Annotated in this window: 19 protein-coding genes, 1 pseudogene and 1 riboswitch; of the genes and pseudogenes, 16 read left to right on the forward strand and 4 right to left on the reverse strand. The window is 30.0% G+C overall.

Annotation, left to right across the window (positions count from 1 at the left end; translation table 11 throughout):
• The first annotated feature begins 165 nt into the window (after positions 1–165).
• Entirely contained in the window at positions 166–2835 is a 2670-nt protein-coding gene (gene alaS, locus ABXT53_RS01270; RefSeq protein WP_415290864.1) for an alanine--tRNA ligase, read from the forward strand.
• Here the strand turns inward: alaS and ABXT53_RS01275 are convergent.
• On the reverse strand, positions 2828–4042 hold the full coding sequence (locus ABXT53_RS01275) for an NADP-dependent isocitrate dehydrogenase (RefSeq protein ID WP_415290865.1): 1215 nt from the start codon (positions 4040–4042) through the stop codon (positions 2828–2830). The two genes, alaS and ABXT53_RS01275, sit on opposite strands and share 8 nt — an antisense overlap.
• 77 nt (positions 4043–4119) lie before the next feature.
• Between ABXT53_RS01275 and ABXT53_RS01280 the strand changes: the two genes are divergently transcribed.
• From ABXT53_RS01280 to panB, 9 genes and pseudogenes are all read left to right on the forward strand, one after another.
• A complete protein-coding gene (locus tag ABXT53_RS01280) occupies positions 4120–4767 on the forward strand; it encodes a phosphatidylserine decarboxylase (protein ID WP_415290866.1) in 648 nt (215 codons plus the stop codon).
• 3 nt (positions 4768–4770) lie between these two features.
• Entirely contained in the window at positions 4771–5574 is an 804-nt protein-coding gene (gene pssA / locus ABXT53_RS01285) for a CDP-diacylglycerol--serine O-phosphatidyltransferase (RefSeq protein WP_415290867.1), read from the forward strand.
• Complete coding sequence (locus ABXT53_RS01290) at positions 5575–6486, forward strand: glycosyltransferase (protein WP_415290868.1); 912 nt, start codon at positions 5575–5577, stop codon at positions 6484–6486.
• Positions 6487–7098 (forward strand): RlmE family RNA methyltransferase, encoded by a 612-nt coding sequence (locus ABXT53_RS01295; protein WP_415290869.1) that lies wholly within the window; start codon positions 6487–6489, stop codon positions 7096–7098.
• A 37-nt stretch (positions 7099–7135) separates the two neighbouring features.
• Complete coding sequence (gene guaB, locus ABXT53_RS01300) at positions 7136–8212, forward strand: IMP dehydrogenase (RefSeq protein WP_415290870.1); 1077 nt, start codon at positions 7136–7138, stop codon at positions 8210–8212.
• Positions 8212–8649 (forward strand): tetratricopeptide repeat protein, encoded by a 438-nt coding sequence (locus ABXT53_RS01305; protein WP_415290871.1) that lies wholly within the window; start codon positions 8212–8214, stop codon positions 8647–8649. Before guaB ends, ABXT53_RS01305 begins: the two co-directional genes overlap by 1 nt.
• The gene (gene guaA, locus ABXT53_RS01310) at positions 8639–10204 is read left to right on the forward strand and encodes a glutamine-hydrolyzing GMP synthase (protein WP_415290872.1); all 1566 of its coding nucleotides are present in this window, start codon (positions 8639–8641) and stop codon (positions 10202–10204) included. The genes ABXT53_RS01305 and guaA overlap by 11 nt, the downstream gene beginning before the upstream one ends.
• A 26-nt stretch (positions 10205–10230) precedes the next feature.
• Positions 10231–10649: pseudogene (locus tag ABXT53_RS01315) on the forward strand (VOC family protein).
• A gap of 3 nt (positions 10650–10652) precedes the next feature.
• A complete protein-coding gene (gene panB, locus ABXT53_RS01320) occupies positions 10653–11426 on the forward strand; it encodes a 3-methyl-2-oxobutanoate hydroxymethyltransferase (RefSeq protein ID WP_415290873.1) in 774 nt (257 codons plus the stop codon).
• A 1-nt stretch (position 11427) separates the two neighbouring features.
• On the opposite strand, the gene ABXT53_RS01325 is transcribed toward panB, so the two are convergent.
• Genes ABXT53_RS01325 through ABXT53_RS01335 form a run of 3 tightly spaced genes read right to left on the reverse strand, consistent with a single transcriptional unit; the run spans position 11428 to position 13382 of the window.
• Positions 11428–12042, reverse strand: coding sequence for a YjbE family putative metal transport protein (locus tag ABXT53_RS01325; RefSeq protein WP_168606596.1), 615 nt, complete (start codon positions 12040–12042; stop codon positions 11428–11430).
• A 41-nt stretch (positions 12043–12083) separates the two neighbouring features.
• A complete protein-coding gene (locus tag ABXT53_RS01330) occupies positions 12084–12605 on the reverse strand; it encodes a tetratricopeptide repeat protein (protein ID WP_415290874.1) in 522 nt (173 codons plus the stop codon).
• Between the two features lie 3 nt (positions 12606–12608).
• Positions 12609–13382 carry a 5-oxoprolinase subunit PxpA gene (locus ABXT53_RS01335; RefSeq protein ID WP_415290875.1) on the reverse strand — a complete coding sequence of 258 codons (774 nt, stop codon included), beginning with the start codon at positions 13380–13382 and terminating at the stop codon, positions 12609–12611.
• A 27-nt stretch (positions 13383–13409) separates the two neighbouring features.
• On the opposite strand from ABXT53_RS01335, the gene ABXT53_RS01340 reads away from it, so the two are divergent.
• From ABXT53_RS01340 to gcvP, 6 genes are all read left to right on the forward strand, one after another.
• Complete coding sequence (locus ABXT53_RS01340) at positions 13410–14096, forward strand: allophanate hydrolase subunit 1 (protein ID WP_415290876.1); 687 nt, start codon at positions 13410–13412, stop codon at positions 14094–14096.
• A complete protein-coding gene (locus ABXT53_RS01345; RefSeq protein WP_415290877.1) occupies positions 14089–15042 on the forward strand; it encodes a biotin-dependent carboxyltransferase family protein in 954 nt (317 codons plus the stop codon). Before ABXT53_RS01340 ends, ABXT53_RS01345 begins: the two co-directional genes overlap by 8 nt.
• Positions 15029–15922 (forward strand): DMT family transporter, encoded by an 894-nt coding sequence (locus ABXT53_RS01350; RefSeq protein WP_415290878.1) that lies wholly within the window; start codon positions 15029–15031, stop codon positions 15920–15922. Before ABXT53_RS01345 ends, ABXT53_RS01350 begins: the two co-directional genes overlap by 14 nt.
• A 24-nt stretch (positions 15923–15946) precedes the next feature.
• Positions 15947–16036, forward strand: a riboswitch (glycine riboswitch).
• Positions 16037–16113: 77 nt separating this feature from the next.
• The gene (gcvT, locus tag ABXT53_RS01355) at positions 16114–17220 is read left to right on the forward strand and encodes a glycine cleavage system aminomethyltransferase GcvT (RefSeq protein WP_415290879.1); all 1107 of its coding nucleotides are present in this window, start codon (positions 16114–16116) and stop codon (positions 17218–17220) included.
• Positions 17217–17597 carry a glycine cleavage system protein GcvH gene (gene gcvH, locus ABXT53_RS01360; RefSeq protein WP_271505016.1) on the forward strand — a complete coding sequence of 127 codons (381 nt, stop codon included), beginning with the start codon at positions 17217–17219 and terminating at the stop codon, positions 17595–17597. The genes gcvT and gcvH overlap by 4 nt, the downstream gene beginning before the upstream one ends.
• Positions 17598–20456 carry an aminomethyl-transferring glycine dehydrogenase gene (gcvP, locus tag ABXT53_RS01365; RefSeq protein ID WP_415290880.1) on the forward strand — a complete coding sequence of 953 codons (2859 nt, stop codon included), beginning with the start codon at positions 17598–17600 and terminating at the stop codon, positions 20454–20456.
• Positions 20457–20466 lie beyond the last annotated feature (10 nt).

Consider the following 20466-nt stretch of genomic DNA (forward strand, 5'->3'; position numbering starts at 1 on the left):
GAGTTTTTAAGAAAATTATTTTTAATCAATTTTAAATCGTCCGCATAACTAGTGTGAGCAAGTGTCAGCTAGTGTGAGGTAGTGTGTCCCTCAAGTGCATAATTTAAGCGCCTTTTTTCCCTACACTTATCTAGACATCAAATAAAAAAGCTGTATTTTAAATGTATGGCTGACAAAACACTAAATCAAATTAGAACAACTTTTTTAGATTATTTTGAAAAAAATGATCACAGGATAGTTGAGTCTAGTAATTTAGTTCCAAATAATGATCCGACATTAATGTTTGCAAATTCAGGAATGGTGCAATTTAAAAATATATTCACTGGGTTGGAAAAAAGAGACTATGTAAGAGCCACAACTTCACAAAAATGTGTAAGGGCAGGCGGTAAGCATAACGACCTCGAAAATGTAGGTTATACTCCAAGGCACCATACATTTTTTGAAATGCTTGGAAATTTTTCATTTGGAGATTATTTTAAAGAAGAAGCAATTAGTTACGCATGGAATTTAATAACTAAAGAGTTTGGGATTGATAAAAATCGTCTTTTTGTAACAGTTTACCATGATGATGAAGAGGCATTCAACTTTTGGAAGAAAATAGCTGGTTTTAGTGATGATAGAATAATCAAGATAGCAACATCAGATAACTTTTGGTCTATGGGCGATACAGGACCTTGTGGACCATGCTCAGAAATATTTTATGATCATGGTGAGCATTTAGAAGGTGGCTTGCCTGGTACAAAAAATGAAGACGGTAACCGGTTTATAGAAATATGGAATTTAGTATTCATGCAATATGAGCAAATTTCAAAAGATAAAAGAATAGATTTACCTAAACCATCTGTGGATACTGGTATGGGTCTTGAGAGAATAGCTGCACTAATGCAAGGTACACACGATAACTATGAAACAGATCATTTTAAAAAACTAATACTATCTGCATCTGACACATTAAACGTTAAAGTAGATGAAGTTAACCAATCTAGCTTTAGAGTAATAGCAGATCACTTACGAGCAAGTTCATTTTTATTAGCAGAAGGAGTTTTACCATCTAATGAAGGTAGGGGATATGTACTTAGAAGAATTATGAGACGTGGAATGAGACATTCACATTTGCTAGGTTCAAAAAAACCAGTCTTCTATAATATCTTTAAAACACTCCTAGAAGAAATGTCTAACAATTATCCCGAGCTAGAAAGAGCACAATCATTAATAAAAGAAACTTTAAAAACAGAAGAAGAAAAGTTTTTAGTTTTATTGGATAGAGGAATAAAAATATTAAATGAAGAGTTAGAGAAAGTGGAAAAAATATTACCTGGAGAAGTGGCATTTAAACTTTATGATACATTTGGTTTTCCATTAGATTTAACTGAAGATATTTTGAAAAATAAATCACTGACTGTAGATGGGGAGAAATTTGATTTATTAATGAAAGAAAGCAAAGAATTAGCAAAAAAAAATTGGAAAGGATCAGGGGATAGTTCCATAGATCAAATATGGTTTGATATAAAAGATCGTTTAGGAGCAACTGATTTTTTAGGATATTCCACGGACAAAGCAGAAGGTGTAATTACTTTAATTCTTAAAAATAATAAAGAGGTTCAAGACTTACAAGAAAATGATGAAGGAATTATAATTACAAATCAAACACCTTTTTATGGTGAGTCAGGGGGGCAAGTTGCTGATACAGGAATAATTTCTAATGAGGTTTTTGAATTTGAAGTAGCTGATGTTCAAAAAAAACTAGGGGATTTATTTGTTCATTATGGAAAAGTTATAAAAGGTTCGGTTAAATTAAAAGAAAGTGTTGAATTAAAAATTGATACACAGAGAAGAAATAATATTAGAGCCTACCATTCAGCTACTCATTTATTGCACGGAGCGTTAAGAAGAGTTTTGGGTGAGCATGTAACTCAAAAAGGATCTTTAGTTCAGTCTGATCGATTAAGATTCGATTTTAGTCATATGAAGCCTATCTCAGAAGAAGAGATGGGAAAAATTGAACATTATGTTAACTCAATAATTCAAAAAAAGTCAGAGGTGAAAACAAGAATAATGACACCTAAAGAAGCTGTTGAGAATGGCGCCTTAGCTTTATTTGGAGAAAAATATGGTGATGAGGTGAGAGTTTTATCTATGGGAGACGAGGAGGGTAAATTTTTCTCAACAGAACTATGTGGAGGAACGCACGTTGTAAATACAGCTGACATTGGAAAATTTAAGGTTATAAGCCAATCATCTATTGCAGCAGGCGTAAGGAGAATCGAAGCATTAAGAGATAAGCAGTTAGTTGATTTTTTAAAAGAGAAAGAAAACTTATCTAATCTGTCAGATCAAAAAAATGAGGCAGTTATAAAAGAATTAGAGACAAAGATTATTAAATTAGGAGGAAAACCTAATCTTCAAAGTAGTGATCAAGTGGCCTTGATAAAAGACCTTAATAGACAATTTGATCAACTTTCAGTTAGCTCAATATTAAAAGATAAAGAAAAAAATAAAATCAATGATCAAATTATTAATGGATTTAAAGTTAGGTTTCAAAATATTGTAGATTTACCATTTAAAGATCTACGTAAGTTAATTGATGAAGGAAAAAAAGAAATTGGTGAAGGATTAGTAATAATTTATGCAATCAATGACAATAAAGTTGGATTAGCTGTAGGTGTTACCAAGACATTAGAGGACAAGTTTGATGCTGTAAAAATTGTCAGAGCTGGCTCAGAAGTTATTGGTGGTAAAGGTGGTGGTGGAAGAGCTGACTTTGCCCAAGCAGGGGGAACATTGCCTGATAAAATTGAGCAGTCTTTTGAAAATATTAAAAAATTAATTAATTAAGCTTTTTCTTAAGTTGTCCATCTAACTCATCTAAGAAACCGTTAGTAGTTAAGTACTTACTTGAAGGACCAATTAAAATTGCTAAATCTTTAGTCATTGATCCATTTTCAACACAATCAATACAAACCTTCTCTAAAGTTTTTGAAAAATTAATCAACTCTTCGTTTCCATCTAATTTTCCTCTGTGCGCAAGACCCCTAGTCCAAGCAAAAATAGATGCAATTGGATTTGTAGAGGTTTCTTTACCTTGTTGATGCATCCTATAATGTCTAGTTACGGTTCCATGAGCTGCTTCAGCCTCCATTACTTTTCCATCAGGAGTTAATAGAACGCTAGTCATTAAACCTAATGAACCATATCCTTGCGCCATAGTATCTGACTGAACATCACCATCATAATTTTTACAAGCCCAAATATATTTACCGCTCCATTTCATTGCACAAGCAACCATGTCATCAATTAGTCTGTGTTCATAAGTAATTTTTAATTTTTCAAATTTGTCTTTAAATTCCTCATCAAATATTTTTTGAAAAATATCTTTAAAACGACCATCATATTGTTTTAAAATTGTATTTTTTGTTGATAAATAAACTGGCCATTCTTTAATCAAACCATAGCCAAAACAAGACCTTGCAAAGTCTTCTATTGATTTATCTAAATTGTACATTGATAAAGCTATACCTGGTCCAGGAAAGTTAAAAACTTCATATTTTATTTCTTGGCTACCATCTTCAGCTGTCCATTTAACTTCCATTTTACCTTTCCCAGGAACTTTAAAATCTGTTGCTCTATACTGGTCTCCAAATGCATGTCTTCCAATAATTACTGGGTCTGTCCATGAAGGTACTAATTTAGGAATATTTTTACAAACTATTGGTTCTCTAAATACAGTTCCACCAATAATATTTCTTATAGTTCCATTTGGAGATCTCCACATCTTTTTTAAATCAAATTCTTCAACACGGGCTTCATCTGCTGTTATTGTTGCACATTTAATACCAACACCGATTTTTTTAATTGCATTGGCTGAGTCAATTGTTATCTGATCATTAGAATTATCTCGACTTTTCATACCTAAATCAAAGTATTCAATGCCCAAATCTAAATATGGAAGAATAAGTTTACTTTTAATAAACTCCCATATTATTCTTGTCATTTCATCGCCATCGAGTTCTGCTACTGGATTTTTAACCTTAATTTTAGCCATATTTGAATAATTTATATTAGTAATTGTAATTTAGTGCTTTATATACATATTAATAAAAAATTATCAAATAGAAGCTTATGTTAGAGAAAATTTTCCCAAAAATTCATTCTGAAGGATACAAATTTTTAGCTATATCTATTATTGTAACAATTTTTTTATACTTCTTAAGCACCTTTCTAGGATTAATCGGTTTAGTGTTATCTATATGGGTTTATTATTTTTTTAGAGATCCTGAACGAATTTCAATAAATGATGAAAATTATCTTACAAGTCCAGCCGATGGTGAAGTTTTAATGGTTCATGAAGTTGATGGACCAAAAGAGCTTGGTTTAGAAAATAAAAAATTCATTAAGATAAGTATTTTTATGAACGTATTTGATTGTCATGTAAATAGAACACCTTGTGAAGGTAAAATTTCAGAAATACTTTATAAACCAGGAAAATTTTTAAATGCATCACTTGATAAAGCAAGTGAAGATAATGAAAGAAATTATTACAAGATAACGAATAGCCATGGAGAAGACGTTATTGTTGTCCAGATTGCAGGTTTAATTGCCAGAAGAATTGTATGTGAATCTTCAAAGGATCAAAATTTGCAACAAGGTGAAAGAATTGGAATGATAAGATTTGGAAGTAGAGCTGATGTTTATTTTGAAAATTATAAAACATTAGTTAAAGTTGGACAAAAGACAATTGCTGGTGAAACACTATTAGCTAAAAGATAGCTTATGGAACTACCTAAAAATAATCTTAAGATTGTATCAGAAAAAAAAGCTAGAATGCTTTTACCTAATGCACTGACATTAATAAATGTATGTATTGGGTTAAGTTCTATTAAATTTGCATTAGATGAAAAATTTGAACTATCTATTATAGCTATTATATTTGCAGCAATTTTTGATGCATTAGATGGAAGAGTTGCAAGGATGTTGAAAGGAACTTCCTTGGTTGGAAAGGAATTAGACTCATTAGCAGATTTAATTAGTTTTGGTGTAGCACCAGCTTTTATAATGTATTTCTGGTCTTTAAACAATTTAGGTAAATTCGGTTGGTTACTCACAATGATTTTTGTAGTTTGTGTTGCGCTTAGACTTGCAAGGTTTAACGTGAGCTCAAATTCTGAGCCATCATGGAGAGATAATTATTTTGAAGGTGTACCGTCACCAGCAGGTGGAATTTTGGTATTGATGCCGTTAATATTAAGCCTAAGTGAGATTAATTTAATCAAAATTAACTATGATATAGTAGTACCAACATTCTTTATTTTGATTTCATTTTTACTGATCAGTAAAATTCCAACATTTGCTTTTAAAAAAATTTCTATACCACGTCGTATGACAATTTTTGCATTATTTGCTGTTGTGTTATTTTTTGGACTTTTGTTAGTATATACATTTAAAATTTTGGTCATTTGTGGATTAATTTATATTTGCTTAATTCCATTTGGATACTTTAGTTATCAAAAAATTCATAAACAGAAAATTTTAAGTGGTGAAAATCATGATAATGAAGATCTTGAAGATATATTGTAGATGAAAAAAAATGTTATTGTATCTCTGGCTGATTCAAATTACTTTGAATTACTTAATGAATTAGTCAACTCCATTAAAAGTTTTGAAAAAAGCAAAGATACTGCAATCTGTATTTTAGATGCTGGTCTGACTGAGCAGCAAAGAGACATATTATCTAAAAAAGTTGACGAAATTAAATCAGCTGAATGGGACATTGATGTTCCAACATTTAAAGTAAAAGGAAGAGATTGGTTAAAGAGTCAAGTATCTAGAGCTTTTTTACCAAAATATTTTCCTGATTATGAAAAATTTTTATGGATTGATTGTGATGCTTGGGTAGGCGATTGGAATTCAATAGAGCTTTATTTTAAAGCCTGTGAAAATGGAAAATTGGGAATTACTCAAACTTTTACACCTGGATATAAAATAATGTCTAAAGTTAATTGGATATTTGGACAACTAGCAATAATTAAATCTCAAAATTTTAAACATGCAATAAAATCAAAAATTGGAATAGATAAAGCTCGAAAACTTGCCTTTGCTCCACACATTAATATTGGTGTTTTTTCTTTAGAAAAAAATTCAGCTGGATGGACTACGTGGCAAAAAAATTTAGAACAAACATTAAAAGCTGGAAATATTTTTGGATCAGAACAATTGGCAATTAATATGTCTGTTTACATTGATGATTTAGAAGCTGAGTTCTTACCTCATAATTGCAACTGGTTAGTTAGCAATCTTTTACCAAAATTTAACGAACAAGATAAAAGTTTTGTTGAACCTTATCTACCCAATCATAAACTAGGTATAATACACCTTGCATCTGGAATTTGGGATGGTGATAAAGATATGAGATTGGATAAAGAGGTAAAAATAAAAATAAAAACTTTAGAAAATAAAATTTTATCAAAAAGTTTAAGGTTTGGTCATTAATTGAAAAAGAATAGAATTTCTAAAAATTGGATTAATAAACAAAAAAGAGATATTTATGTTAGACAATCTCAGGTAGATGGTTATCGAGCTAGATCAGCATATAAATTAATTGAAATAGATGAAAAATTTAAGATATTAAAAAATGGAATATCAGTAATAGATTTAGGTGCATCACCAGGTAGTTGGTCTCAATATATTTCAAGAAAAGTAAAAAGTGGAAGATTGGTTTCAATTGACATTAAGGGTATGGAAGAAATTGAGAATACAATTCAAATTAAAGGTGATTTTACTGATTTAGGCTCTCAAGAGAAAATAAAAGGGTTATTCAAATCAAAAGTTGATGTTGTGGTGTCTGATATGGCTGTTAATACAACTGGTATAAAAGATATAGATGCAATTTATACAGGAGAACTTGCGATGGAAGCCATGAATTTTTCTAAAGAAATGCTGGTTAAAGAAGGCCGATTTGTCTCTAAGATTTTTTTAGGTTCATCATTTAATGAAATAGTTGCCTTAGGTAAAAAATTATTCAAAGAAGTAAAGGTGTTTAAACCTAAGTCTAGCAGAAAAGAATCCAAGGAAAGTTTTATTATTTGTAAAATCTTAAGATAGGGACTTTTTTTTTTAAAGGAATCATATATAAATGATTATGGATCCTATAAAAGAAGCACTCACCTTTGATGATGTCACAATGGCACCAAAATATTCGGAAGTTCTTCCTTCTGATGTTGATACCAGCACAAAATTATCATCTAATTTAACATTAAAAATACCTTTATTATCTTCTGCAATGGATACGGTTACGGAGAGTAAAATGGCTATAGCAATAGCTAAGGCTGGAGGCATTGGTGTAATCCACAGGAACCTTGATATCAAAAAACAAATTGAGGAAATTAAAAAAGTTAAAAGATTAAATTTATTAGTTGGTGCAGCTGTTGGAGCTGGTCCTTTAGAACTTAAAAGAGCAGAAGCTATTTTAAAAGAAAAAGTTGATTTAATTGTTGTGGATACAGCCCATGGACATAGCAAAAAAGTTGCAGAAATTATTAAAGCTATAAAAAAATTAAAAACAAATAAAACAACTCTATGTGCTGGAAATATTGCAACAGCTGAAGCTGCAAAATTTTTAATAAAATTAGGAGTAGATATTATTAAAGTTGGGATTGGACCAGGATCAATTTGTACAACCAGACTAGTAGCAGGCATTGGTGTTCCGCAGTTAAGTGCAATACTTGCTGTAAAAAAAGGTGTTAAAAATAATAAAGTAAAGATAATTTCAGATGGTGGAATTAAATATTCAGGTGATTTAGCTAAGGCTCTGTCTGCAGGTGCTGATGCGATAATGATTGGCTCTTTATTGGCAGGAAGTCTAGAAACACCTGGAAGACTAATTAAGAAAAATAGAAAATTATTTAAAAGTTTTAGAGGTATGGGGTCTGTTGGAGCAATGAATAAAGGTTCAGCTGATAGATATTTTCAAACTAAACAAAAAGACTCATCTAAATATGTTCCAGAAGGAGTAGAGGGATTTGTGAAATATAAAGGTGATGTTAAAAGTATAATTTATAAACTAATTGGGGGGCTAAAATCATCTATGGGTTATCTAGGTGCAAAAAAAATTCCAAATCTTAAAAATAAACCTAATTTTGTAAAAATAACAAAAGCAGGTTTTTATGAAAGTATGGTTCATAATGTTGATCAAGTAAAAAATGAAAGTAAATATTAATGAAAATAATAAATAAATTAACAATTATGTTATTTATGCTTTTAAATCTTGGAAGCTATTCTTTAGCAGAAAATAATTTTTTTGAAAAAGGAAAAAATAAATATGATGAACAAAAATATGAAGAGTCTAAATTTTTGTTTCAAAGAAGTATTGTTTTTAATCCTAAAGATCAAAATGCATATTTATATTTAGCAAAAATTTATAATTTTGAAGAGAATAAAAAAGAAGAACAAAAAAATATTGATACCGTGCTTTTATTAGATCCAAAAAATGAAGAAGCAAACTATATGCTTATGGAGATAGAGTTAAAAAGATCTAATTACTCTAAAGTAAAAGAATTAGCTGATAATTTCTCTAAAATTTGTAATAAATTATGTGGTAAAGAAAATTCTATTTTAGAATCCTTAAAGAATTTGGAACCTAAAAATGAGTCTTAGTAATAATTTAAGTAAAATTTTAATAATTGATTTTGGTTCCCAATTTACTCAATTAATTGCAAGAAGAGTAAGAGAATTAGGAATTTTTTCAGAAATTGTTAGCCACAAAAAAATAAAGATAACCCAAATTATAAAAGAAAATATAGGAGGAATAATCCTTTCTGGTGGCCCTCTCAATGTTTATGAAAATGATAAATTTAAATTTGATAAAAAGATTTTAAAACTAGGAGTTCCAATCTTAGGTATATGTTTTGGACATCAGATATTGTCAAAACTATTAGGAGGCAAAGTTAAAAAATCTAAACACAGAGAGTATGGCTTAGCTACAATAAATAAAGTATCTAATAGTATTTTAACTAAAAATTTTTTTAATAAAAATAAGACAAGTGATGTTTGGATGAGTCATGCTGATCAAGTATCAAAAATGCCAAAAAATTTTAAGGTTATAGCATCCACAAAAAATTCTAAATTAACGATAATTGAAAATATTAAAGATAATTTTTATGGAGTACAATTTCATCCAGAAGTAACACACACTAATAAAGGTAAAATTTTATTACGTAATTTTGTTTTTCTTATATGTAAAATTAAAAAAAACTGGTCTTCGAAAGATCAAAAATTAAAATTGATTAATGAAATTAAAGAACAAGTAGGTAATAAAAAAGTAATTTGTGGATTGTCGGGAGGTGTTGATAGTAGTGTGGTGGCACAATTATTAAGTAAAGCAATTGGAAAAAATTTAACTTGTATTTTTGTTAATAATGGTCTTTTAAGAAAAAATGAAGAAACACAAGTTGTTAATACATTTAAGAAAAAATTAAAAATTAATTTAATATACGTTAATGCAGAAAAAGAATTTATTACAAAATTAACAAATGTTTCTGATCCAGAAAAAAAACGAAAAATTATAGGAAATCTATTTATCAAAATATTTGAGAGATATGCAAACAAAATTAAGAATGTTCAATTTCTTGCACAAGGTACTCTTTATCCAGACTTAATTGAAAGTAAATCTGTTACAGGCAGTCAAACCTCAAAAATAAAATCACATCATAATGTGGGCGGCCTCCCTAAAAGAATGAAATTAAAATTAGTAGAGCCTCTTAAATTCTTATTTAAGGATGAAGTTAGAAAATTAGGATTAGAACTTAATTTATCTAATAACATAATCTCAAGGCATCCATTTCCTGGCCCAGGCTTAGCAATAAGAATGCCCGGCATTATTACAAATGAAAAAATTAAAATTTTAAAAGAAGCAGATTTCTATTTTATTAAAGCCTTAAGAGATCATGGATTATATGATAAAATTTGGCAAGCATACGCTGCTCTACTACCAGTAAAAACTGTGGGTGTTATGGGAGATAATCGTACCTATGAATATATTTGTCTTTTAAGAGCAATTACATCTGAAGATGGAATGACAGCTGATTTTTTTGATTTTCCTAAAGGTTTTATGCAATCAATTTCTAATCAAATTATTAACAATATTAGAGGCATTAATAGAGTAGTTTATGATGTTACTTCAAAACCACCAAGTACCATTGAATTAGAGTAATATTTTACTATAGAATACAAGATATTATGAAATATTTACATACCATGATTAGAATCTAGACGTAGAGAAATCATTAGATTTCTACTGTAAGGGACTAGGTTTAATTGAAAACAGAAGAATGGAAAGTGAACAGGGTAGGTTTACTTTAATTTTCTTAGCAGCACCTGGTGATGAAAAAGCCGAACTAGAGCTAACCTACAATTGGGATGGCGACAAGTTAGGTGATGGATCTCGTAATTTTGGTCATTTGGCATACCGTGTTGAAAATATTTATGAAACATGTCAAAGATTATTAGATATGGGTTATATAATTAATAGACCACCTAGAGATGGCCATATGGCATTTGTGAGATCTCCTGATAATATTTCTATAGAAATCTTACAAGAAGGAAATTTAGAAACTAAAGAACCTTGGGTATCAATGAAAAATAATGGTATTTGGTAAAAAATGAATAGAAAGATTATAAACTTTATTAAAAAAAAAAATAAATCTAAAATTATAAGTCTTAGTGTTTACTCTAAAAATATTGCATCTATTATAGACAGACATTGTGATCTTATCTTGGTAGGCGATTCCCTTGGTTCTGTACTTTATAACTTTTCTTCTACAAAAAAAGTAACACTTGATATGATAATTGAACATTCTAAAAGTGTAAGAATGGGGGTTAAAAAAAGCTTAATGGTAGTAGACATGCCTCATAATACTTACCGAAACCCAAAAGAAGCTTTAAGCAATGCAAAAAAAATAATCTCTAAAACGAAGTGTGATGCTGTCAAGCTTGAAGGTGGAAAAAAAGTTGTTCAAATAATTAATACTTTGATTAAGAATAAAATTTCGGTAATGGGACATCTTGGTCTTCTTCCACAATCCGCAACAAGTTTTAAATTTAAAGGAAAAGAAACAGCAGAAAGAAAAATTATTTTAAGAGATTCTAAGCTTTTAGAAGAAGCTGGTGTATTTTCAATTGTTTTAGAATGTGTTGAAAGCTCATTAGCAAAAGAAATTACAAAAACTGTTAAAGTTCCTACAATTGGTATTGGAGCATCGGTACACTGTGATGGACAAATTTTAGTTACAGATGATCTGATAGGATTAAATAAGATTAAAGCTAGATTTGTTAAAAGGTATTCAAATATTGAAAAGCAAATAAATGATGCTGTGTTAAATTATAAGAAAGATGTGGTTGCAAATAAGTTTCCTACTAAGAAACATTCGTACTAATCTAAAAATATTGTTTAAATGTCTCGTTAATTGATAAAACACCATAATCATTTAATCCACCAATTATTAATTGTAGTGCCACAATTAAAATAAATCCTAAGCCTACATAGGCTATCCATAAATGTTTCTGAATATAATTTGCTAAATAAGTAGCTAATGCCCCAGTTAACACTACAGATAAAACAAGACCAAATATCATAAAACCAAAATAACCTTTTGCAGCACCAACTACTCCAATAACGTTATCAAAACTTATTGTAATATCTGCAAATAAAACTTTATAAATACTTTTTACAAATGATGGCTCTGTTGATTTTTTTACTGGTGACTTAATCTTATTCTTCATTTCAACTAAATCTTTCCTTAAATCATTAACAATCCAAATTAGAAGTAGTCCACCTAAAATTTTAATATAATAAAATTCAAATAGATAAGTAGCAAAAAGAGCAAAAATAATTTTAAAAACTAAAGCTCCAGCAACACCCCAGAGAATTATTTGCTTTCTATTCTTTGGTACAAAGTTAGCAGCAATTAATCCAATAATAATAGCGTTATCAGCAGCTAAGATGATATCTATAAAGATAATTTGTGTTAAAATAATGAATTCTTCGATCAAGATTTATTTATAATATTAAATAATTATTTCTTATTCAATGTTTAATATTTAGACTTCTTTGTTCCATCAATAATTTCTTTTAGTTCCTCGTACTCTTCACAGTTACAGGTTTTTAAAACTTCTAATCTTTCTTTAGCCATATTCATTCTATTAGTAGCCACATAAAGCTCACCAAGGTACTCATTTATTCCATTATGATTGGGCTCAATTTGTAGGCCTTGTAAGTAAAACTCTTCACCTCCCTCATAATCACCTAGCTTTCTAGTAGTAAAACCTAAATAATTTAAAGTATCAGCTTGTAGTGGTTTTTTCTTATTAGATTTTAAAAGAAGCTTTTGTGCCTTTGCATATCTTTTTTGTGCTTTTTTAGTTTTACCTTTTTTTTCATATTTCTTGGCAGTTTTAATTAAATTTTTTGCTTTTGCATAGTTTGATAATTTAGGAGCAGAATCTCTTTCATCGCCACCGCTGTTTCCAGAAGAGCTGCTATCACTACTCCCTGCAGAAAATGAATTATTAGTAAGCGCTATAATTATTAGTAATGTATAAATAAGTTGTTTCATTGTTTAATTAAATTTATTCATTTTATTTAAGGGTTTCAATATTAACCCATTATAAACTAAATTATCTTTAATAGATTTTGCAGTTGCTAATGAGCTTTCATTATCACCATGTATACAAACTGAGTCAATTTCACAAGGTATCTGTTTACCACTGAGACAATTTATTGCCTGATTTTTAACCATATTTAACACATGTTTCTTTGCAATATCTGGATCAGTAATTAAAGCATTTGGCTTTTTTCTAGAGATTAAATTACCATCATCTTCATAATTTCTATCTGCAAATATTTCACAGGCTATTCTCATACTATTTGTCTTCGCAGCAACTTCCATTTGTGAACCAGTTGGGACAAGGTAAATAATATCTTTATTAATCTCTTTAATAGCCAATGCTAACGTTGTGGCTAATTCTAAGTCTTCACAAGCCATATTATTAAGTGCCCCATGCGGTTTAATATGGGTTATATTTTCATTATGTTTTTGAGCAATCTTTTGTAATATTTCATATTGCTCAAAAATTAGTTTTTTTATTTCTAAAGAATTTAAATACATTTTTTTTCTTCCAAAGTTTTCAGGATCATTAAAAGAAGGATGAGCCCCCATACTAACACCATTTTTTTTTGAAATTTGAATAACCATATCCATTGTTTGTTCATCTCCTGCATGGTAGCCACACGCAATGTTGGCAGAATTTACAATATTAAGTAATTCTGGATCATTCTTAATAGAATGAAGCTTAGATTTTTCTCCTAAATCACAATTGATATTAATTTCCATACTCATTAGTCTGGAGTATAACATGGCATGGTTAAAAATATATCAAATCTTGGTGATGCAGCTGTATATTGTGATTTTGGCTCAGAAGTTAATGAAGCAATAAATGCAAGTGTCATAGATTATTTTCACCATATATCAAAATTAATAAAAGATAAAAAAATCGAGGGAATAACTAATTTAACACCCTCTTATAATAAATTAATCATTAGTTTTGATTTAACTATAACCAACTATAAAAAAATAAAAAATTTTATAGAAGGTTTAACTATTAATAGAGATATTAAAAACAATAATCAAAAAATTAAGATCCCAGTTTGTTGTGATGATGAGTATGGATTAGATTTTTTGAGGCTAACTGAAAAATTAAATATAGATAAAGATAAAATATTAGAACTATATTTCAACAAAGAATATTTTTGCTACATGACAGGTTTTATTGCTGGAATGCCTTTTTTAGGAGATCTTAATGAAAGTATTAGATGTAATCGATTAGAAACACCAAGATTAAAGATGCCTAAAGGATCAGTAGGCATAACAGAACAATTTGCAAATATTTATACTTTTGAAAGCCCTGGTGGTTGGAATATTATTGGTAACACCCCAAAGAAAATTTTTGATGATAAAAATTTAGATCAACCAGCTCTAGTTAATCCAGGTGATAAAGTAAGTTTTTATCAAATAACAAAAAAAGAATATTTAAATTGGAATGAATAAAGCATACTTTGAAATTTTAAGAGCGGGAGTTAACACTACCATTCAAGATAAAGGTAGAAATCACTTATATCATGTTGGAATTGCAGTAAGTGGTGCAATTGACCAGAGAAATTACACATTATCAAATAGATTGGTTGATAATCAATTAAATGAACCTGTAGTAGAGTTTGCATACCAAGGCCCTCTTTTAAAGTTAAAGAATGGAAAAATTAATTTTGCAATATCTGGAGATATTTTTTTTAAGATTATTAGGAATAATTCAGTGGTTGAAGATGGTGAGTGTTACAAAAGTTATATTTTAGATGAAGAGGATCAAATAGATATAATTTCAACTAAAAATTCTACGTATGGATATTTAGCTGTTAATGGCGGCTTTGATCTAGAAAAAACCTGGGGCAGTTATTCCATAAATACTAAAGCAAATATTGGACCAAATAATGGAAAAAAATATTCTATAAACGATAAAATTTTTATCAAAAAAATTGATATCAAAAGTATAATAAACAAAAAAATAAATTATAATTATTCTACTGATAATATCATTAGAATTATTAAAGGTACAAATTTTGACTATTTCTCTAAGGAAGCAATAGATAAATTTTTTAGTGAAGATTTTTTAATCACAAACCTTATTGATAGAATGGGTATAAGATTAAAAGGTCCTAATTTAGAAAATATAGAAAACACCAATATCAAATCAGAAGGTTTAGTAAGAGGAGTTATTCAGGTACCTGCTGATGGTAATCCAATAATAATGTTATCTGATCATGGAACAGTTGGAGGGTATCCAAAGATTGGTGTTGTTATTGCTGCTGATCTTGATTTAGTTGGGCAATTAACACCTGGAACAAAAGTAAACTTTAAGGAAGTAAGTCTTGAAGAAGCTCAGAATATATTTAAAGCATACACAGAAGATACAAATAAATATTTAAATGAATGTAATTAATAAAATTCCTGGTCCATTACTCATTTTTATGGGAGCTTTAAGTTTAAGTTTTGGTGGGCTTATTGTAAAAAAATTTGAAGGCTCTACCGAGTGGCAAATTCTTTTTTGGAGATCTTTATTTTTTACGCTTACAGTTTTAGCTTTTCTAATAATTACCTATAAAAAGAAAACTTTAAGCTCTTTCTATAAGTCGGGATTACCAGGTTTTTTTGGTGGTATTGTATTATCATTTGGATTTTGTGGTTATGTATATGCAATGTCAAACACATCAGTTGCTAATACTAACTTTATAATATCATTACAGATTTTATTTCTTGCAATTTTTGGGTACTTATTTTTAAAAGAAAAAATTTCAACAATAACTCTAGTTTCAATAATATTAGCAATAACAGGAGTTACCTTAATGGTCGGTAACGATTTGAGACCAGGCAATCTTTCTGGAAATTTAGCTGCATTTACAATGCCCATCACATTTGCAGTTTTAATCATGATTGTAAGAAAATTTCCTACAGTAGACATGATACCTGCTCAATTTGTTGCCGGAGTAAGCTCATGTTTAATTGGGTTAACTGTATGTATTTATTATTCACATAATTTAATAGTTTCACCTAATGATATATTTTTAGGTTTCTTAGGAGGCTTTTTTCAAGTTGGTTTTGGCTTTATATTCATTACCATCGGTGCACGTAGTACACCTTCAGCAATGGTTGGAGTAATTATGCTATCCGAATCTGTTTTAGGGCCTGTTTGGGCTTTTTTATTTGCAGGTGAAAGGGCATCAATATTTACATTAATTGGAGGTGCAATTATTCTATTTGCTGTTTTACTTCAGTTTTCATCGTTGCTTTTATCTAATAAAAAAGAAAAAATTATTAATTGACTCTGACATACATCTGGTAGATTATTCTTGAATACGGGAGAGACTACATACTATCGTAGCGCCGAAGGAGCAACCACCCAGGAATCTCTCAGGCAAAAGGACCGTAACATATTAACTCTGGAAAGAGATTAAGTTCTCGCCGACGGAATAAAACTCTCAGGCAAACATACAGATGGGTACAGTGAGTTAATATGGAAAATTTAAAAACAGCACTTTACAATTTACATCAAAAGCATGGAGCTAAGTTTGTTCCTTTTGCTGGCTACGAAATGCCAATTCAATATTCTAAAGGAATTATTGAGGAGCATAAAAGTACAAGAGAAAATGCAGGTATTTTTGATGTGTCACATATGGGCCAGCTATCCATTAAAGGAGAAGACACACTAGCAAAAGATCTTGAAAAAATTTTTCCAACTGAATTGAGTAAAGCTAAATTAAATCAGTCAAAATATAGTTTTTTAATGAATGAAGAAGCTGGAATTTATGATGATTTAATTATTACAAAAGTTGAAGGTGGTTTTAACATTGTATTAAACGCTGCTTGTAAAAATACAGATTTTAAACTTTTATCTAAATTACTAGATAATAAATATGAAATGATTTTAAGTGATAAACTATCTCTTATAGCAATACAGGGACCAAAAGCAGTCCAAATATTAGAAAAGATAATCAACGGAGTGTCAGCTCTAAAATTTATGAGTGGTGATACCTTTAATTATCTTGAAGAAAATGTTTATATTACAAGATCTGGTTATACAGGTGAGGATGGATTTGAGATATCGATAAAAAATGAGGATGCAGAAGTGTTTGTACAAAAACTCATAGATGAAGGGGCTAGTTTAATTGGACTAGGTGCTAGAGATACTTTGAGATTAGAGGCGGGGCTTTGTTTATATGGTCACGACATGGATATCAATAAAAGCCCAATAGAAGCGAATTTAAAATGGGCAATATCAAAAAATAGAATTCTTGAGGGTGGATTTATTGGATATGAAAAAATTAAATCTCAAATCGAGAAAGGGGTAAGCAAGATTCGTGTTGGTATTAAGCCAGAGGGAAGAATTATAGCTCGAGAAAAAACTTCAATATTTAGTGAAGATGATAAAAATATTGGGGAAATTACAAGTGGAACTTTTGGTCCGAGTGTTCAGGCTCCAGTTGCAATGGGTTATGTAGAAAATTCATTTTCTAAAATTGATACTAGGGTTTTTTTAGAAGTGAGAGGAAAAAAATATCCGGCAATTATAAGTAATTTGCCATTTTATAAAAAAAGTTATGTGAAAGGAGTTAGCAAATGAGCGAAGTAAAATATTCAAAAGAACATGAGTGGATAAAATTAGATGGTGATACTGCTGTTATAGGAATCACACAACATGCAACTGAAATGCTAGGTGATATTGTTTTTGTAGAGTTACCAGAGATAGGGTCTTCTGTTGTTAAAGATGGTAATGCTGGTGTTGTAGAATCAACAAAAGCTGCAAGTGATATTTATACTCCTGTATCTGGAGAAATTATCGAAAACAATCAAGCAATTGTTGATGATCCTGCAAAGGTTAATAACGATCCAGAAAATGATGCATGGTTTTTTAAATTAAAAATTACTGATAAGTCTGAAATGGATTCATTAATGAATAAAGAAGAATACGAAAAATTTTCAAAAGAAAGTGGTAGTTAAATGTTAAAAAATGCTCAAAAAGATTTTATACAAAGACATATAGGTCCATCAGTTGATGAACAAAATGTTATGCTTAAAGAATTAGGCTATAAAAGTCTTGATGATTTAATAAAAGACACTGTACCAGAAAAAATTCTTCTTAAAGATGACTTAGATATTGGAGATCCAAACTCTGAATATAAAGCACTTAGAAAACTAAAAGATATAGCTAAAAAAAATAAAGTTTATTCTAGCTTTATAGGAATGGGTTATTACGGAACTTATACACCATATGTAATACTTAGAAATATTTTAGAAAATCCAGGATGGTACACTTCTTATACTCCTTACCAGCCAGAAGTAGCACAAGGTAGATTGGAAATGTTATTAAATTTTCAACAAATGATAATTGACTTTACAGGAATGGATATTGCTAATGCCTCTCTTTTAGATGAAGGAACAGCAGCAGCAGAAGCTATGGGATTAAGCTATAGAATATCTAAGTCTGAATCTAAAAAAGTTTTTGTTTCAAAAAATTGTCACCCTCAAACTATTGATGTTATTAAAACAAGAGCTGAACCTTTAGGTTTAGAAATAATAGTTGGTGACGAAGACAAAGATATTAAAGAAGATATTATATGTGGTATTATTCAATACCCTGGCACCCTTGGAGATATAAAAGACCCAAGTGAGGCTATTAGTAAAATACATAAACATAATGGAAAAGCAGTTCTCGCATGTGATTTGTTAGCACTTGCTAAACTAAAAACACCTGCTGAGTTAGGTGCTGATATTGCAGTCGGTAGTTCACAACGTTTTGGAATTCCAATGGGTTATGGTGGTCCACACGCAGCATTTTTTGCTACAAAAAATGAGTATAAAAGATCAATGCCAGGTAGAATAGTGGGTGTTTCGGTAGATAAGCATGGAAAAAAAGCATACAGACTTGCACTTCAAACAAGAGAGCAGCATATAAGAAGAGATAAAGCCACGAGTAATATTTGTACTGCACAAGCATTATTAGCAATAGTCTCTGCAGCTTATGCTGTCTATCACGGTCCACAAGGTATTAAAAAGATTGCAGAAAGTGTTTCTCAACTGACTAAAAATTTTGCAGATAAACTAAAACAATCTGGTTATGAACTTTATTCAGATGATTTTTTTGATACGGTAACAATAAAAACTCTAGATAAAACAGAGAAGATATACAAAAATGCTTTAGATCAAGGAGTAAATATCAGAAAAGTGAATTCTGAAATGTTAGCAGTATCTTTTGATGAAAGAAAAAATCTTTATAGAGCAAATCAGTTATTAAAAATCTTTAATTGTTCAGAAACAATTAAAGAATCTATGAATGAGAGTTTATCTAATATTCCAAAAAACTTATTAAGAACTTCAACTTATTTAGATCATCCAGTTTTTAATAGATACCATTCAGAAACAGAAATGCTACGTTATCTAAAAAAATTAGAAGACTCTGACATTGCCCTAAATAAATCCATGATTGCTTTAGGATCGTGCACTATGAAACTTAATGCAGTTTCAGAAATGATACCAGTCACCTGGAAAGAATTTTCACAGCCACATCCTTTTTCTCCAGTTGAACAAATGGATGGCTACAGGGAGTTATTCACTGATTTAAAAAACTGGTTAAGATCAATTACTGGATTCTCTGGAGTTTCATTACAACCAAATGCTGGAGCTCAAGGAGAGTTTGCTGGTTTAATGGTAATTCGTAAATATCATGAAAAAAATGGTGATAAAAATAGAAATGTTTGTTTAATTCCAAGTTCTGCACATGGAACAAATCCAGCAAGCGCCCAAATGGTTGGTATGAAAGTAGTTGTTGTGAAATGCGATCAATATGGAAACGTAGACTATGAAGATTTAAAAAATAAAGCTGAAGATCATTCGGAAAATTTAGCTGCTCTTATGGTTACTTATCCATCAACACATGGCGTTTTTGAAGAAAAAATAACTGACATTTGTGAATTAATCCATAATCATGGTGGACAGGTTTATATGGATGGAGCAAATTTAAATGCATTAGTAGGTATTGCAAAACCAGGAAATTTTGGACCAGATGTTTGTCATATAAATTTACACAAAACATTTTGTATACCCCATGGAGGTGGTGGACCAGGTATGGGACCAATAGCATGTAAAAAACATCTAGAAGTATTTTTACCAAAGCATTCCGTTATAAAAGATTGTGGACCTGCGACTGGAATGGGAGCGGTATCTGCAGCACCTTGGGGTAGCTCAAGTATTTTATCAATTTCATGGATGTATATAAAAATGATGGGCTCTGAAGGTTTAAGAAAAGCATCACAAGTTGCAATATTAAATGCAAATTACATTGCACATAAATTAAAAGACTCTTTTCCAATTTTGTATAAGGGTAAAAGTGGAAATGTAGCCCATGAATGCATCATTGATATTAGAACAATAAAAAGTGAAACGGGGATTACTGAAGAAGATATTGCAAAGCGATTGATTGATTTTGGGTATCATGCTCCAACAATGTCTTGGCCTGTTGCAGGTACAATGATGATTGAACCTACGGAAAGTGAAAGTTTGAGTGAAATCGATAAGTTTTGTTCTACACTTATAAAGATAAAACATGAGATAGATAAAATTCAGTCTGGTGAATATGACAAGACTGACAATCCATTGAAGAATGCGCCACATACTCACGTTGAATTAACATCAAATAAGTGGGATCATAAGTATGAAAGAGAAGAGGCCGCTTATCCTTCAGAGTTTTTAAGAACAAACAAATATTGGCCTCCAGTTGGTAGAGTAGATAATGTTTATGGAGATAAAAACTTGTTTTGCACATGTCCATCTATGGAAGAGTACGAAGATACAGCAGCTTAGATTTTTACCA

Origin of the sequence: Candidatus Pelagibacter sp. Uisw_136, from assembly GCF_047720275.1 — a bacterium.
Lineage (GTDB): Bacteria > Pseudomonadota > Alphaproteobacteria > Pelagibacterales > Pelagibacteraceae > Pelagibacter.